The sequence below is a fragment of the Microbacterium sp. NPDC064978 genome, from assembly GCF_044543605.1.
Taxonomy (GTDB): domain Bacteria; phylum Actinomycetota; class Actinomycetes; order Actinomycetales; family Microbacteriaceae; genus Microbacterium; species Microbacterium meiriae.
Genome location: NZ_JBITWF010000001.1, coordinates 1039716 through 1055984, shown reverse-complemented (window position 1 = coordinate 1055984; position 16269 = coordinate 1039716). Strand labels below are relative to the sequence as shown.

General features: G+C 72.2%; 15 protein-coding genes. 6 read left to right on the top strand and 9 right to left on the bottom strand.

Annotated features, from left to right (window positions below):
- Positions 1-143: 143 nt before the first annotated feature.
- From ACIGJI_RS05340 to ACIGJI_RS05325, 4 genes are all read left to right on the top strand, one after another.
- Positions 144-581 carry an Lrp/AsnC family transcriptional regulator gene (locus tag ACIGJI_RS05340; protein WP_187663516.1) on the top strand — a complete coding sequence of 146 codons (438 nt, stop codon included), beginning with the start codon at positions 144-146 and terminating at the stop codon, positions 579-581.
- Positions 582-807: 226 nt separating this feature from the next.
- On the top strand, positions 808-2388 hold the full coding sequence (locus tag ACIGJI_RS05335) for a DUF222 domain-containing protein (protein ID WP_363445670.1): 1581 nt from the start codon (positions 808-810) through the stop codon (positions 2386-2388).
- A gap of 48 nt (positions 2389-2436) precedes the next feature.
- On the top strand, positions 2437-3915 hold the full coding sequence (locus ACIGJI_RS05330; protein WP_363445672.1) for an aldehyde dehydrogenase family protein: 1479 nt from the start codon (positions 2437-2439) through the stop codon (positions 3913-3915).
- A gap of 2 nt (positions 3916-3917) precedes the next feature.
- Positions 3918-5408, top strand: a complete 1491-nt coding sequence (locus ACIGJI_RS05325; RefSeq protein ID WP_280566676.1) for a GMC family oxidoreductase — start codon at positions 3918-3920, stop codon at positions 5406-5408.
- 66 nt (positions 5409-5474) lie between these two features.
- Here the strand turns inward: ACIGJI_RS05325 and ACIGJI_RS05320 are convergent, their stop codons facing one another.
- Genes ACIGJI_RS05320 through ACIGJI_RS05300 form a run of 5 tightly spaced genes read right to left on the bottom strand, consistent with a single transcriptional unit; the run spans position 5475 to position 10235 of the window.
- The gene (locus ACIGJI_RS05320; protein ID WP_232089193.1) at positions 5475-5861 is read right to left on the bottom strand and encodes a DUF202 domain-containing protein; all 387 of its coding nucleotides are present in this window, start codon (positions 5859-5861) and stop codon (positions 5475-5477) included.
- A gap of 13 nt (positions 5862-5874) precedes the next feature.
- Complete coding sequence (locus tag ACIGJI_RS05315) at positions 5875-6231, bottom strand: DUF202 domain-containing protein (protein WP_363445675.1); 357 nt, start codon at positions 6229-6231, stop codon at positions 5875-5877.
- Between the two features lie 25 nt (positions 6232-6256).
- Positions 6257-7900: an amidohydrolase gene (locus ACIGJI_RS05310; RefSeq protein WP_366244462.1), complete on the bottom strand. Its 1644-nt coding sequence runs from the start codon at positions 7898-7900 to the stop codon at positions 6257-6259.
- Position 7901: 1 nt separating this feature from the next.
- The gene (locus tag ACIGJI_RS05305) at positions 7902-8741 is read right to left on the bottom strand and encodes a molybdenum cofactor biosynthesis F family protein (RefSeq protein ID WP_268777130.1); all 840 of its coding nucleotides are present in this window, start codon (positions 8739-8741) and stop codon (positions 7902-7904) included.
- 39 nt (positions 8742-8780) lie between these two features.
- Positions 8781-10235: an APC family permease gene (locus tag ACIGJI_RS05300; RefSeq protein WP_363445679.1), complete on the bottom strand. Its 1455-nt coding sequence runs from the start codon at positions 10233-10235 to the stop codon at positions 8781-8783.
- Positions 10236-10379: 144 nt separating this feature from the next.
- Between ACIGJI_RS05300 and ACIGJI_RS05295 the strand changes: the two genes are divergently transcribed.
- Entirely contained in the window at positions 10380-11228 is an 849-nt protein-coding gene (locus ACIGJI_RS05295; protein WP_363445681.1) for an SDR family NAD(P)-dependent oxidoreductase, read from the top strand.
- A gap of 53 nt (positions 11229-11281) precedes the next feature.
- Positions 11282-12097 carry an SDR family NAD(P)-dependent oxidoreductase gene (locus tag ACIGJI_RS05290; protein ID WP_259952053.1) on the top strand — a complete coding sequence of 272 codons (816 nt, stop codon included), beginning with the start codon at positions 11282-11284 and terminating at the stop codon, positions 12095-12097.
- Between the two features lie 34 nt (positions 12098-12131).
- On the opposite strand, the gene ACIGJI_RS05285 is transcribed toward ACIGJI_RS05290, so the two are convergent.
- The 4 genes from ACIGJI_RS05285 to ACIGJI_RS05270 form a co-directional block, all read right to left on the bottom strand.
- Complete coding sequence (locus ACIGJI_RS05285; protein WP_363445685.1) at positions 12132-12782, bottom strand: HAD-IA family hydrolase; 651 nt, start codon at positions 12780-12782, stop codon at positions 12132-12134.
- A gap of 111 nt (positions 12783-12893) precedes the next feature.
- Positions 12894-13586, bottom strand: a complete 693-nt coding sequence (locus ACIGJI_RS05280) for an ATP-binding cassette domain-containing protein (RefSeq protein ID WP_363445687.1) — start codon at positions 13584-13586, stop codon at positions 12894-12896.
- The gene (locus ACIGJI_RS05275) at positions 13583-15355 is read right to left on the bottom strand and encodes an ATP-binding cassette domain-containing protein (RefSeq protein WP_363445689.1); all 1773 of its coding nucleotides are present in this window, start codon (positions 15353-15355) and stop codon (positions 13583-13585) included. Before ACIGJI_RS05275 ends, ACIGJI_RS05280 begins: the two co-directional genes overlap by 4 nt.
- Positions 15342-16202 (bottom strand): branched-chain amino acid ABC transporter permease, encoded by an 861-nt coding sequence (locus ACIGJI_RS05270; RefSeq protein WP_101846949.1) that lies wholly within the window; start codon positions 16200-16202, stop codon positions 15342-15344. The genes ACIGJI_RS05275 and ACIGJI_RS05270 overlap by 14 nt, the downstream gene beginning before the upstream one ends.
- Positions 16203-16269: the final 67 nt, after the last annotated feature.

Genomic DNA, 16269 nt, shown 5'->3' with positions numbered 1-16269 from the left:
CCTTCCTTGCCGAACTCGATGAGGACAGCATGCCGCGCATGCGACACTCATCCAAGATCCGTCGGGTGATCGTGGACGATTGCGCTTCACATGTCAGAATGGCGTCCGAAGTGTCAGGATTTCCCGGACGCGAGAGGGGTGTCATGGCGGCGCTGGACGAGACGGATCGCGCGATCCTCGCGGAGCTGCGGCGGGATGCGCGGGCGTCCATGACCGCAATCGCCGAGGCGGTGCACATCTCGCGGGCGGGGGCGCATGCGCGGATCAAGCGCCTCACCGACGCCGGGGTGATCACGGGATACACCGTGCGCACCGACCCCGTGCTGCTGGGGCATCACGCGAGTGCCTATGTCACGCTCGCGATCGAGCAGGCCACCTGGCAGGAGGTGAGCGCGCGGCTCCGGGCGATCCCGGAGATCGAGCACATGGCGCTCGTCGGCGGCGACTTCGACGTGCTGCTGCTCGTGCGCGCGAACGACGCCCGCGACCTGCGCCGCATCGTGCTGGAGGACATCCAGGCGATCCCGTCGATCCGCTCGACGCGGACGATCCTGATCTTCGAGGACTCCGACCGGGCGTGACGTTCTCTCCCGCGGTCGAGGGTACGGGGCTCTCCCTGGGGTGCGGCGGGCGCCGGTGAGTGCGGGGGTTTCGGCGGCGGCGGGCGGTGTGGATGCTGCGGTGCTGGGGAATGTCGATCGCGGGTCTCTGTGGATGCAGGAAGAGTCCCTCGCGCGTATCGGAATATCGCGCTGAACGGGGATTATCGGGCCTCGCAATGTCGGTGGCCCTCTGTTGAATCGTCGTATGGAAAGCACCCCAGCAGCGATTCTCGACGACACGCTCGTCGCTCTCGACGCCGTGTTGCGATCCGGCACGGTGGGCGCTCTCGACGCGCGGGAGATGATGGACCTGCTGCGGGTCGCGGGCGAGATCCAGCGACGCGTGGAGGCTGTGATCGTGGACGCGGTGGCGAGCGCCGATCCGCGTCCGGCAGGGTCCGGGGAACCGGCGTTCTGCGGACGGTTCGGCTGCCGCTCGATGAACGAGCTGCTGCAGCGTGTGCTCCGCACTGACGGCGCGTCCGCCGCGCGCCTCGTGAAGAGCGCGCGGTTGGTGCGGCGCGAGGTCGACCTCTCCTCCGGGGAGTGGCTGCCGGCGCGGTGGCCGGCGCTGCGCGAGGCCCTCCTCGACGGGGCGATCGGGGTGACCGGGTTGCTGGCCGCGACCGGGCCGATCGAGCAGGCCGGCCCTCGCGTGCGCCTCGCCGACCGCTGGGAGGCCGACGCGTATCTGGCGGAGGTCGCGCGGGGCGAGGAGAGCGACGACGATGAGAACGAGACCGGGCCGGCACCGACGCCCGAGGACCTGAGGGTGCGGGCGCAGATGATCGTGCAGTACCTCGATCCGGACGGCGCGGAGCCGGCGGAAGACATCGCGCTGCGGGCCCGGGGCGTCGTGCTCGGCCGCGCCAAGGACGGCGTGATCCCGATCCGCGGCGCGCTGTTGCCCGAGGTCGCGGGGCAGCTGCAGCGGATCTGGGACGCGTATCTGAACCCGAAGGTCGACGGTCCGCCGCTTCCCGGCGTCCACTTCGTGCCGTCGGAAGTGCGTGACGACGCTGCTGGGGAGCAGCAGGCACCGGTCTTCCCGGATGACGATGTGCTCCCGGCCGGCGACGTCGGCGGGATGGTGGATGGGCGCACACGCGCGCAGAAGCAGCACGACGCGCTCGCGGCGGCCCTGGGGATCGCGGCCCGGCACGACGACATGCCGCGGCTGGGCGGTGCCGCGCCGACGCTCGTGGTCACGGTCGCCGCCGAGGACTATGCCACGGGGCACGGCTGGGCGCGGGTCGAGGGCGTCGAGACGCCGGTGTCGACGCGGGTGGCCGCGCACACGGCGTGCGGAGGGACGGTCCAGCGCGTCGTGCTCGGTGCCGGTGGAAGGATCGTCGGGCTCGGGTCGAGCGACCGGATCTTCACCCCCGCACAGCGCCGGGCGATCGGCGTGCGGGACGGCGAGTGTCTGATCCCCGGCTGTCACGTCCCGGCCGCCTGGTGCGAGATCCACCACGTCACGGAGCACGCTCGCGGGGGTCCGACCCACACCGACAACGGCGTCGCGCTGTGCTGGCACCATCACCGCACGTTGGACACCTCGGGCTGGCAGATCCGCATGCGAGGGGGAGTGCCGCAGGTGCGAGGGCCGGCCTGGTGGGATCCGAGACGACGATGGCGCACGCCGCGCCCGGCTCTTCCCGGCTCTCCGGACCGGGCGGGGGCCCGATTCGCTCACGCGGGACCGGTCCGCGGACGCATCCTTCGCGCGGGGACATCTCCGGCGCGCTCCGCGACAAGTGCGGCGGGAAGGGCCGACCGAGAATGAGAAGAAGACCGGCGTCCGCGCCGTGACCCGCTCGAAGGAGAGACACCGATGTCCGATTCCGCCGTTCCCGTAGCCGTCGACTCCGGATCCACCGATTCTGCGGCGTCCGCCGCCGCGGCGCTGCTCGACCGTATCCAGCCCCCGCGCGGCGAGGGTCGCGAGATCCCCGATGCCGCGACGCGGGAGGTCATCGGACGCGCGCCCGTGGCCACGGTCGCGGACCTCGACGATGCCATCGCCCGCGCGAAGGCCGCGCAGCCCGCGTGGGAGGCGCTGGGACACGAGAGGCGGAGCGCACTCCTCCTGGCCGCGGCCGACGCCATTGACGCGAACGCCGAAGGGCTCGCCTACCTCCTGTCGCGGGAGCAGGGCAAGCCGCTGAACGGCCCCAACGCGCGGTTCGAGCTCGGGGCATGCTCGGCCTGGCTGCGCACCAACGCCACCACCGTCCTCGAGCCGCAGGTGCTCGTCGACGACGAGACGCTGCACGCCGAGCTCGTCTACAAGGCGGCCGGCGTGGTCGGGGCCATCGGGCCGTGGAACTGGCCGCTCATGATCACGATCTGGCAGATCGGCCCCTCGCTGCGCATGGGCAACACGGTCGTCGCGAAGCCCAGCGAGTACACGCCGCTGAGCGTGCTGGCGATGCTCACCGTGATGAACGATGTGCTGCCCGCCGACGTCCTCATCGGGGTCTCCGGAGACCGTGAGGTGGGTGCCCGCCTCGCCTCGCACCCCGACATCGCCAAGATCATGTTCACCGGCTCCACAGCGACCGGGCGCCGCATCATCGAGAGCTCCGCGGGCAACCTCGCCCGCCTCACGCTGGAGCTGGGCGGCAACGACGCGGGCATCGTGCTCCCCGGCACCGATCCCTCCGCGATCGCGGAGGACCTCTTCTGGGGTGCGTTCATCAACACCGGACAGACCTGCGCCGCTATGAAGCGCCTCTACGTGCACGACTCCGTGTACGACGAGGTCGTGGACGCTCTCGCCGCGATCGCCGAGCAGGTGCCGATGGGCAACGGCCTCGACGAGGGCAACGTGCTCGGGCCCCTGCAGAACCGCCCGCAGTTCGACATCGTCAGTCGCCTCGTCGACGACGCGAAGAGCCGCGGCGCCCGGATCGTCACGGGTGGCGAACCGGCATCCGACCTCGGCGAGCTGTTCTACCGGCCGACCATCGTCGCCGACATCGACAACGACGCGGCGCTCGTCCAGGAGGAGCAGTTCGGCCCGGCCCTCCCCGTCATCCGGTACAGCGACGTCGACGAGGCGTTCGCGCTGGCGAACGCCCTCGATGTGGGCCTCGGAGCCTCGGTATGGGCGAGCGACCCGGAGGAGGCCCGCGCCGTCGCCGCGCGTATGCAGTCCGGCACGGTGTGGATCAACTCGCACGGCGGGCTGCACCCGATGGTGCCGTTCGGCGGGGTGAAGAGCTCGGGTTACGGGCTGGAGTTCGGCGTCGAGGGGCTCAAGTCCGTCGCGGTCACCCAGGTCGTCTCCGGACCCGGCCGGAAGGCCTGAGCGTGGCCGCGACGAACAGCGGCGCGGTGCGCTCCGCGATCGTCGTCGGAGCCGGTACGTCGGGCGCCATCGTCGCGCGGCGTCTCACCGACGCCGGTGTCGCGGTGACGCTCGTCGAGGCGGGTGGTTACGACACGAACCCGGCCATCCACGACCCCTCGCGGGCGGGCGAGCTCTGGCACTCCGCGGAGGACTGGGACTTCTTCACCGTGCCGCAGCCGCACGCGGCCGGTCGTCGTCTGCATCTGCCTCGCGGGAAGGTCACCGGCGGTTCGCACGCGCTGAACGCCATGATTTGGGTGCGCGGCGCGGCCTCCGACTACGACGCGTGGGAGGCGGCAGGGGCGACCGGATGGGGGTGGGCCGAGGTCGAGCCGATCTACGACGCGATCGAGAACGACCTGCTGCCCGTGACCGACGACTACGCGCTCTCGCCCATCCAGGCCTCGATCATCGATGCCGCGGTGGAGGAGGGGCTGCCGCGCAACCCGAACTACAACGGCGGCACGCTCGATGGGGTGTCGCAGGAGCAGGTCACGATCAGGGACGGCCGCCGCGTCAACACGTGGACCGCCTACGCGCAGCCCGTCGCCGACCGGATGACGATCCTCACCGGTCGCGCCGTCCACTCCGTGATCGTGCGCGACGGGCGCGCGGTCGGCATCCGGCTCGGGGAGGGCGATGACACCGAGGAGGTGTTCGCGGACGAGGTCATCCTCTCCGCGGGAGCACTCGGCACGCCCGTCATCCTGCTCCGCTCGGGCATCGGTCCCGCTGCCGAGCTGAGTGCCCTCGGCATCCCCGTCGTGCTCGATGCCCCCGCCGTCGGCAAGAATCTGCACGACCACCTCCTGTCACCCGTGATCTTCGCGACCGAGAAGAAGCCCGTCGGCCCGCCGCAGCCGGGAGTGTCCGTCACGCAGAGCCACCTGTTCTGGCGCAGCCGGGACGGCCTCGCGCAGCCGGACACGCAGCCCATCCACTTCTCCGTGCCCATGTGGGGCGAGCTGGAGCCGCGCGGCACCGACGGGTTCACGCTCATGGCGGGCCTGGTGACGCCGTACAGCCGCGGCGAACTGCGCCTCACCGGCCCCGGCGTCGACGACCTGCCGCACATCGACCTGGCGGCGCTGGAGGATCAGCGCGACGCCGACGCCCTCGCGGCCTCCGTGCGCCAGTGCCGCCGCATCGGCACGCAGCCTGCGCTCGCCGAGGAGTGGGGAGCGGTCGAGGTCTACCCCGGCCTGGACGTGGCGGACGACGACGTGGAGGAGTGGGTGCGCCGCACGGCCATCACCTATCACCACCAGGTCGGCACCTGCCGCATGGGCTCCGACCCGGAGTCCGTGGTCGACCCGCAGCTCCGGGTGCGCGGGATCGAGGGGCTCCGGGTGATCGACGCCTCGGTCATGCCGACCGTGCCCACCGGCAACACCAACGCGCCCGCGGCCATGATCGGCGAACGCGGCGCGCGATTCATCCTCGCGGACTGAGGGAGGGCGGCGAGGGGACGCGGGGCGATCACGGCATCTGTCGCGATCGCCTCGCGCTCCTGCGCGTCAGCGCGTGAGCAGCGTCACGGCCACGAGCGCGAGGGCGACGATCCCGAACCCGGTCGCGAACACCGTCAGCGCGAGCGGGAGACCGCCGCCCGGCAGCGGGCCGCGCGCCCGCGCGGTGAGCACCGCGGTCGTCCGACGCTGCCGACGGCGCGCGGCGATCCAGAGCAGTGCCGCCGTGCCGACGCCCAGCACGCCCGGCACGAGGCCCCACCCCTCGGCGCCGCTCGGCAGCACGAGAGGAAAGACCCGCAGCGACAGCAGCGAGCCGACCGCGATCGCGAGGGCCGTGCGCCGCCAGGCCAGCTCCGTCCGCTCCGGCTGCAGCCCGGGGTCGTACAGATCGGGGGCAGGGGTGGCGGGCACCGGAGTATCGGGGGCGGTCATCGGCAGGCCTCGCTCAGCGCCACAGCACCCCGGCGAAGACGAGCAGCCCCGTCGTCACCACGACCACCGCGAGCACCACCGCCGACAGCGCGCCGGGCAGCGGTCGTCCCTGCCGGAGGGCGCGCTCCGCCCGCATCCACTCGAACCACGCGAGCGGCGCCACGGCCGTGCCGGCGATCATCATCAGCAGCGAGGCCGCCAGCCGGAACCCGGGGTGCAGGTCGAGGCCGAGGACCTCGAGAGCGACGCCGCCCGCGATCAGCGCCAGGCCGGTCCGGGTCCAGGCCAGGAACGTGCGTTCGTTGGCGAGGGAGAACCGGGGGTCGGGCTCGTCCCCGACCCGATAGACGGAGGCGGGGAAGCGGCGCATGCGCCCATCGTACGGCGCGGCGCGCTCAGCGCTCGTGCACCGGGCGCCCGGCGAACCACGTCGAGACGACCTCGGTGTGCACGATCTCCTCCGCCGGTCCGCCGATCGCATCCCGTTCCAGGATCACGAAGTCGGCCGACTTGCCGGGGGTCAGGGACCCGGTCTCGGCGCCGAGCCCCATCGCCGTCGCGGCGTTGATCGTGAAGACCTCCAGCGCCTCCTCGGCCGAGATCGCCTGCTCCGGCCAGAGCGTGCCCGCGGCCCGACCGAGCGGATCGGCGCGTGTCACGAGCCCCTGCAGGCCCTCGAGCGTGTTCGGCGACTCGCTCACCGGCCAGTCCGAGCCGCCGGACACGAGGGCCCCGGCGTCGAGGAGTGCGCGGTTGGGCTGCGAGTGCTCGGCACGCTCGCCCAGCACGTCCGCCAGCGCCTGGGGGATGACGCCCGGGTACCAGATGAACGGGGAGATGTCGGCGGAGACGTCCAGCGCCGCGAGTCGGGGGATGTCGCTTTCCGCGAGGAACTGCCCATGCGCGATCTGCACCGGCGTCGTGAATCCGTCCGCGCGCAGGCGCTCGGCGGCGTCCAGGACGAGGCGTGCGGACCCGTCGCCGGTGCAGTGCACCTTGGCCCCGAGACCGCGGGCGGCGACGGCCCGCAGCCAGTCGGTGAGCTCGTCGAGGGTCATGGTCGTCTCGCCGTGGAAGTGCGCCCCGTGCACCGGATCCGCCGGATACGGGTCGAGGAACGAGGCGGTGCGGGCGGGCGGGACGCCGTCGAGGAAGATCTTCACGAAGTCGGGACGGTGGTGCGGCGTGCGGAACTCCTCGCCGCGGTCGAGCAGGGGAGCGCCGATGGGGTCGAACCCGAAGATCTCGTCGTTGATGAGGAGCGAGGAGACCACCCAGGCGTGCAGCTCGTCGGCGCGGTCGAGTCCGGCGAGCGCGGCGAGGATGTCGACGGAGACCCCCGCGTCCTGGAACGCCGTGATCCCGAACGAGTTCAGCAGCTCGATTCCGCGACGGGAGGCGGCCGCGTGCTGCTCCGCGGTGAGTCCGCCGCTGCGGTCGTACGCCTCCTGCACCGGGATGCCGGCGGCTTCCAGGAGTACGCCGGTGGGGGTGCCGTCGTCGGGGTCGAGCAGCGTCACCCCGGAGGTCGGGATGCTGTCCGCCGTGATGCCGGCCAGCTCCAGCGCCCGGGTGCTGGCCCACCGGTTGTGGCGGGAGTCCTCCATGAGCGCCACCGGCCGTCCGCCCGCTGCCTCGTCGAGACGCAACCGCGTGGCGGTGTTGGCGAGGGTGGGAAGCAGGGTCGTGGCCACGGCGCCGCCGACGATCCAGGCGTCCTCGGGCAGGGTCTGCGCCTTCTCCCGCACCCGGTCCAGGATCTCGTCGAGCGTGAGGGAAGGGGCCAGCGACAGTTCGAAGAGCTCGGTCCGTCCGGCGAGCGCGTGGTGGTTGTGCACGTCGACGAACCCGGGATAGACCGCCGCGTCGCCGACCTCGACCAGCCGCGTGCGGCGACCGCGGAACGCCTCCACGTCGGCGCGGTCCCCGACGGCGAGGATCCGTCCGTCGCGCACGGCGAAGGCCTCGGCACACGGACGGGCGCGGTCCGACGTGCGGATCACGGAACCGGTGACGATGAGGTCGGCGACGTCGGTCATGTCAGGCGTCTCCGAAGGTCGCGGGCTCGAGCGACGGGGTGTGGTGGGTGGTCGACAGCAGGCGGCCGTGCGCGCCGAACGTGAAGTGCGTCGGCACCTCACCGCTCTCGTCCAGGCCGAACAGCACGCCGTGGGAGCGGATCGCGTTCACGTCGCGGTGGTCGGCGATCGTCACCGAGGCGCACGGGATCACCTTCTCGCGCCACGCGAAGACGTAGATCCCGGGCCGCACCTCCCACACGCTGTTCTCGTCGGTGTCGGCGAGCCCGCGCTCGGGACCGGCGAGGCACTGCCACGAGTACCAGCGCGGGGAGAGGTACACGTGCTCGTAGGCGTGCTCCTCGCTGTAGACCCACTCGACGCGGCGGCCGATGAGCGTGGTCGTGGGTGCGGCCTCGGCACCGGTGACCGCGGCGCCCTCGATGGTGCCCGGGGCGAAGTGGTGCTGCACGCGGGTGCGGCCCTGCTCGGGCGCGGGGAGGATCTCGGAGATCACCGCGAGGGAGCGTCCGTGCCGCAGATCGAGCACGAGCGAGACCGCCTCGTTCGGGAGGTAGCGGTGGTGGAACTGCACGAAGTAGAGCTCGTCGTCGACCTCGAACGCCTCGTAGTCGTCGGTGTCGGACGCGGCCTCCGTGGGGTCCTCGGCGCCGGGCTGGTACTCCCAGGCGACCGTCGAGTCGTCGAAGCGGTGGACGATGCGGGTGCCGCGGGCGTCGACGACAGCGATCTCGCGACCGCTGAGCGCGGTGCTGTGCGGGGCCTTGTTGGCGTCGAAACCGGGCGCGAGGCCTTCCAATGGCAGCCAGGTGGAGGTGTCGGCGGGGTTGAGGGTCGTCATGGGGATTCCTTCCTTCGGGGAACGGGGTCGGCGCGGGCGTCAGCGGTCGCTGAACCGCTCCAGGTCGGTGGCGAGGCCGTCATAGACGGCGGGCTTGGCACGGCGGAGGTAGGCGGCGTAGACGATGCCGCCGATCAGCGCGAGCACGAGCAGGAGCGGCATCAGGCGGATCGCGAGCTCCTCGGAGCCGGCCACGATGTTGAAGTTCACGATCGCCAGGATCGAGATGGCCGCGATGCCGAGGAAGCCGATGCCCGGCGCGATGAACGTGCTCCACCACCGCGGGTCGTTCCGGCGCCGGAAGTACACGACGATCGAGATCGCCGCGAGCCCCTGCAGGATCAGCACGCTGAGGGTGCCGAAGCCGAGCATCGCGGGCACGAGCGTGACGATGGGGTCGGCGCCGGCGAGGGCGAACAGGATCGCCACGATCGCTGCGAAGCCGGCCTGCACGATGCCCGCGAGCTGCGGGGCACCGTTCGGGCGGGTGCGGGCGAGGGCCTGGGGGAGGATCTTCGCGCGACCCAGCGAGTACAGGTAGCGGGTGGCCGAGTTGTGGAACGCGAGCATCGCCGCGAACAGGCTCACCAGGAGCAGCACCATCATCACGGTCGTGAGCGGGCCGCCCAGGTACTGCTGCGAGAGCGAGAAGATGAGGTCGCCCGTGGGCAGGTGCTCCAGGGCCGTGGCCTGCGCCTGTGCGACGCCGGTCGCGCTCACCACGGCCCAGGTCGTGACGCCGAGGATCACGCCGATCGCGATGATCGAGGTGTAGGTCGCCCGCGGGATCGTGCGCAGCGGCTGCTTGGCCTCCTCGCTGAAGAGCGCAGTGGCCTCGAACCCGAGGAAGCCGGTCGCCGCGAGCAGCAGGCCGATGGGCAGCGAGCCGGAGAACACGGCCTCCGGGCTGAACGCGGCGACGTCGTACCCTGTCTGCACGAGCACGGAGACGTCGAACACGACGAGCATGAGCACCTCGAGCACGAGGCACACGCCGAGGATCTTCGAGCTGAAGTCGACGCCGATCCGGGCGAGGACGAAGCAGACGATGATCGACAGCAGGCCCCAGACGAGCCAGTGCACGTCGAGTCCGGTGAGGTCGCGGATGATCGTCTGCATGAAGAAGCCGCTGGTGCCGATCGTGCCGACGACGAAGAAGTTGTAGCCGAGCGTCGCGATGAGGCCCGCGACGAGTCCGCCGGTGCGGCCGAGGCCCTTCACGACGAAGGCGTAGAAGCCTCCCGCGTTCACGAGCTGCTTCGACATCTGGGCGTAGCCGATCGCGAACAGCAGCAGGATGGCCGCGACGAGGAAGAACGACATCGGGGTGCCGCCGCCGTTGCCCAGGGCGATGGCGAGGGAGGCGACGACGACGATCCCGGTCAGCGGCGCGACGGCGGCCAGGACGAGGAAGACGATGCCGGCGACGCCGAGGGCGCCGGGGCGGAGGGAGGTGTGGTGCGGCGTCGTGGGTGCGGAGGTCTGCTCTGCCACGTCGGCTCCTTTGCTCGGGTGACGGCCGTGCGGACACGGCATCGACGACGAGGGGAATCGTCGATAGAGCGAGTCTGCTCGCCGCCTCGATCCGGCGCTTGACCGTGAGCGAAGGACGATGGTGCCACCGCGCACACCCCGCCGGTGGGCGTGCGGCCCCTCCGCCCCGCGGAGCAGGATGACCGGGACGACACCGCTGTCTCGTCGGCGCCGCGCGGCGCCGGGCCGCGGTCGGAGGACGCGATGGACCTGCAGCTCGACGGCACGACGGCCCTCGTCACGGGGGCCGCCCGCGGCATCGGCCGTGCCGTCTCCCGGGCGCTCGCCGCCGAGGGGGTGCGGGTCGCGCTGCTCGATCGGGATGCGGCTGCGCTCCGGGACGCCGCCGAGGACGCCGGCGCCGATCCGGTGCTGCTCGCCGCCGACGTCACCGATGAGCAGCAGGTGGCCGCCGCGGTCGGCGCGGGTGTCCGAGCGCTGGGCGGTCTCGACGCCGTGGTCTGCTGCGCCGGGATCTCCGGCCCGGTGGGGACGCCGATCGACGAGACCGCACTGGAGGAGTGGAACCGCGTCCTCGCGGTCAACGTCACCGGCGCGTTCCTCGTGCTCAAGCACGCGATCCCGGCGCTCCGGGAGTCCGCCGCGGGGTCCGTCGTGCTGCTCGCGAGCGACTCGGCGGTCGTGGCCTCGCCGGGCATGGCTCCCTACGCCGCGTCGAAGGCGGCGCTCGTGCAGTTCGGGCGGGCGCTGTCGGTCGACCTCGCCGGCACCGGGGTGCGGGTGAACGCGGTGGCACCGTCCATCGTCGACACTCCGATGAGCCGCGGGGATCTCGGCTCGGAGGCCTTCGCCGACCCCGCCTTCCCCGTGCAGAGCGCCGACGAGGTCGCCGGGCACGTGGCCTACCTCCTCTCCCCACGGAGCCGGGCCGTGAACGGCACCACCCTCCTCAGCGACTTCGGGTACACCGCCCGGTCGGGATTCCCCGCCTGACGCGACCGCGTCCGGCCCCACCGCGCACGCGCGCAGAACACACAGGAGCACACATGGCAACCGTGGTCGGATCGAGCGTCTCCGGACGCGTCGTCGTCATCACCGGAGGCGGCACGGGCATCGGCGCAGCGGTCGCGGAGCGGTTCGCGGCCGAGGGGGCGCACGTCGTCGTGGTGGGCCGCCGGCCGGAGCCGCTGCACGAGGTCGAGCGCGCGGTCGGAGCCCTGCCCGTCGTCGCCGATGCGGCGGACACCGCGTCGGCGCAGGCCGCGATCGCCGAGATCCTCGCGCGGTTCGGCCGGATCGACGTCCTCGTCGCGAACGCCGGGGGACACGGTTTCTCGCCGGTCGCCGAGACCGACGACGCGAGCTGGGACGCGGCGATCCGCGCCAACCTCACCACCGCGTTCGTGATGGCACGCGAGGCGCTGCCGGCGCTGATCGAGGCCAAGGGGCAGGTGGTGATCGTCTCGTCGCTGGCCGGACTCTTCGCGGGGCCGTCGGTGGCCGGATACACGGTCGGCAAGCACGCGCTCATCGGCCTCACGCGGACGCTCGCGCGCGACTACGGGCGCCACGGCGTCCGCGTCAACGCGATCTGCCCCGGGTGGGTGCAGACGCCGATGGCCGACGAGGAGATGGACGAGTTCGCCGCGCATGCCGGCCTCGGCTCCCGCGAGGAGGGGTACGCGACGGTCACCGCCGATGTGCCGCTGCGCCGCCCCGCGCGGCCCGCCGAGATCGCCTCGGTCGTCCGCTTCCTCGGGTCGGGGGAGTCGTCGTACATCACCGGCGCCGTGATCGTGGCGGACGGCGGGTCGCACGTGGTCGACGTGCCGACCATCGCCTTCGACCACGCCGGGATGTAGCGCGGGGTCAGGGTCGAGCGGCGGCTGTCGCGCCTCAGTCGATGCGGAGCTCGAAGCCGTCGTCGGTCGCGACCACGGCGACGTGCGTGAGGTCGTCGACGTGCGCGGTCGGGGCGTGGGCTGCGGCGTGCGGGCCGATGCCGATCACGCGCATGCCCGCGGCGTGGGCGGCCTGGATCCCGGCGCCGGAGTCCTCGAACACGACGCAGTCCGAGGGGTCGATGCCGAGCGTGCGGGCGGCGAGGAGGAAGCCCTCCGGATCGGGCTTCGAGGCGGAGACGTTCTCCGCCGTGACGGCCAGCTCGGGGACCGTGAGCCCGGCCTGGCCCATCCGCGCGGTCATGAGGGCGACGTTGGCCGAGGTGACCACGGCGTGCGGGAACGGCTGCAGCGCGGCGAGCAGGTCCTCGGCACCCGGGATGCCGATCACACCGTCCACGTCGGAGGCCTCGGTCGCGAGCATGACCTCGTTCTCGCGGAGGTTGATCGCGTGGTCGCGCTCGGGGAGCAGGATCGCCATGCTCTGATGTCCCTGCCGCCCGTGGACGGTGCGGAGCACGGTCTCCGGATCGATCCCGTGCGGCTCCGCCCAGGCGAGCCAGAGGCGCTCCACGACGGCGGTCGAGTCGACGAGGGTCCCGTCCATGTCGAGGAGGGCGGCGCGGGCGTGGAGGATCTCGGTCACTCCCTCAGGCTAACCCCCACGCCGCCGACCCACCCCCTTTCGCGCGCCCCGGCCCCCTGCGCACGTACGCACGGGGCCGGGAGGAACGCAACGGGGTGGGTCGACGGGGAGTCAGCCCCCGAGGTAGGCGCGGTGGAGGAGGGCGGGGTCGTCTTGGAGGGCCTGCGGGGCGCCCTGGAACGACACGCGGCCGCCGGCGACGACCACCGCCTCCTGCGCGAGACCGAGTGCGAGCTGCGTGAACTGCTCCACCAGCAGCACCGCCACCCCCGACTCCGCGATCGACGACACGATCGGCATCAGGCGCAGGAACACCACCGGCGCGAGGCCCAGGGACATCTCGTCGATGAGCAGCACCCGGGGCTTCGCCGCGAACGCCCGTGCCAGCACCACCATCTGCTGCTCCCCACCCGACAGCAGCGCCGTGAGGGAGTCGATGCGCTTCTCGAGCTCCGGGAACTGCGCCAGCACGGCCTCGATCTCCCCGGCGGTGCGTGCCGTGAGGGAGAGGTTCTCGCGCACGGTCAGCGAGGGGAACACGGCGCGCCCCTGCTCGATGTGCACGATGCCGCGTCGGGCTCGCGCCACGCGGGAGAGCCGGTCGATCGGATCCCCGTCGAGGAGGATCGACCCGGCCGAGTGCGGTGTCACGCCGGACACCGCCTCGATCAGACTCGTCTTGCCGGCGCCGTTCGGGCCGACCAGCGCCAGGACCTCGCCGCCTGTCACCCGCAGCGAGACGTCCGAGATGACCGGCCCGGCGCCGCGGCTCACCGTCACCCCGTCGAGCACCAGTTCGCTCATTTCAGCAGCTCCGTCTCTCCCATGTACGCCTTGACGACGTCGGGGTTCGCGAGGACCTCGGCCTGCGGGCCGCTCGCCAGGACGCGGCCGAAGTCGAGGACCGTGAGGGTCGGGCACACCGAGCGGACGAGGTCCAGATCGTGCTCGATGATGATGAGGGCCACACCGTAGCGCCCGGGGAGCTCGCGGAGGCGAGCCGCGAGCGCCAGATGCTCCTCGTGCGAGAGGCCGGAGGCGGGTTCGTCGAGGATGAGCAGGCGCGGGCGGGCGGCGACGTTCGCCGCGACCTCCACGAGCCGCCGGGTGCCGACGTCGACGCTCGAGAGGCGCGCCCGGGCCGGCGGGCACCCGAAGAACGCGAGGACCTCGTCGATGTCCGCCGCGGCGAGGCGCCGCCGGGCCACGAAGCGCACATAGCCGCCCACCGTGAGCGCCGGAGGGACGCGGTCCTGCTGGAAGGTCCGTCGCAGTCCGAGGCGGGCGCGCCGGGTGGGGGAGAGCCCGGCGCGGTCGCGGTCACCGAGGAGCACGCGGCCCTCGTGCTGGGGGAGGAACCCGCTGATGGCATCGACGAAGGTCGACTTCCCGGCGCCGTTCGGACCGATGAGCCCCATGATCGAGGCGGCGGGCACGGTGAACGAGACGTCGTCGAGGGCCTTGAGCGCCCCGAACTGCACGGTCAGCCCGTCGACCGTGAGCACCGGGGCGCCGTCGAGGGCGGCCTCGTCGACGGTGGCCGTCGTGGTCGTGGTGATCGCCGTCGCATCGGCTCCCGCGTCCGGCGGGAGCGCCGTGAGCTCCGCGGTGGCCGTGCGCCGGTCGGCCCGCCGGTACAGGAGGTTGCGGATGCCCTGGCCGAGGTTCGTGCCGCTCGTGAGGGCCTGGACGCCCAGCACGCCGAACACCACGAAGCCCCAGTCTTGCGGCACGCCCCAGCGCTTGAGCAGCTCCGGCACGAGCACCCAGAGCAGTCCGCCGAAGATGGCCATGTCGATGAGGTGCGCGCCGGACATGATCGCCAGCACGTACAGGGCGAGGGACTGCAGTGGTGTGAAGCTCGAGGCGAAGGGGAGCTGCACCTGTCCGGCGAGCAGCCCGCCGGAGATGCCGCCGAGGGCCGCCGACACCGCGAACGCCGTGAGCTTCGCGGTGCGCACGCTCTGCCCGGCCGCGGCCGTGCCCCGCTCGGAGAATGCGACGGCCTTCCAGCTGGCGCCCCAGCGTCCGCGCTGCAGGAAGAACACCGCCAGGCCGCAGACGGCGAGCACGACGATGGAGAGGAAGAAGAACTCCCGGTCACTGCCGAACAGCGCGGGCCGCTCGATCGCGATGCCGTCCGCGGAGCCGGGGAACTGGATCTGCACGAGCGTGACGTCCGCCGCGGCCGCGAATCCGAGCGTCACGACGGCGAGGTTCACGCCGCGCAGCCGCAGGGCGGGGAGGCCGACGAGGATGCCGACGAGGCCGGCCGCGACGCCGCCGAGCACGAGCCAGACGAGGAAGCCGCCGGGCGCCTGCATCACGTTCAGCAGGGAGACGATCCACGCCCCGACCGCGGCGAAGGTCAGCTGGCACAGGGCGATCATCCCGGCCGAGCCGGTGACGATGCCGAGGCCGAGGATCGCGATCGCGGCCGTGACGGCGCTGATCGCGAGGAAGACGAAGTAGCCGGGAAGGGCGGCGCTGAGGAGCGCGCCCACGCCGATGCCGACGACGGCGACGGCGAACGGCCAGGTGATCCGGAACCAGGGGCGGTCAGCGAGCGGCATCCCACACCTCCTTGCGTTGCGTCCAGAGCAGCAGGACGACGATGAACAGGAACGGCAGGAAGTTGCGCACGAGCGCCACTTCGTCGATCTGCGCGACGAGTCCGCCGAGGACGCCGAGGAGCAGCCCGCCGACGACGGCGAGGTCGAGCCGGCGGAAGCCGCCCAGGAGCGCGGCCGCCGCAGCGGGGACGATGAGCATGGACAGGCTCGTGGCATCGTTCGACTGCGAGGGCGCGACGATGATGATCGCGATGGCGCTGATGATCCCGGTGACGAACCAGACGGCGATCGACAGCGGCCGGGAGCGGATGCCGAGCAGCTCCGCCGTGGTCGGCCGCTCCGACAGCGCGCGCAGCTGGGTGCCGACCCTGGTGCGGCGCAGCACGATGCGGACGGCGACGGCGGTGACGACGGCCATCGCCACCGTCGCGACGGTGACCTGGCTGATGACCACGCCGCCGAAGGAGAACGCGGGGCCGGCGATGATCGGGGTGAACGGCTGCGGCTTGTTGCCGAACAGGATGAACGATAGCGAGATGAGCAGCAGGAGCGGGCCGACCGTCATGGCGGAGCGGGTCGTCGTCGAGGCCTCCGACAGCCAGGTCGCGGCGATGAAGCCGATGGCCGCGGCGAGCAGGCCCGCGACGAGGACGCCGAGGATCGAGCCGAGCCAGATGGGCAGTCCGATCTCGCGCACGAACCACACGGCGGTGAACGCGCCGAACATGCCGGTCGCGGCCTGGGCGAAGTTCACGACGCGCACGAGGCGTGACATGAGGGTGAGGCAGACGCCGAGGACGGCGTAGAGGCCGCCGGCGGCGAGTCCGGCGATGGCGCCTTGGAGCATCAGGCGTCCTTTCTGGTGAGGGCCCTTCGACAGGCTCAGGGACCCGGCGTGGGTCGCTGAGCCTGTC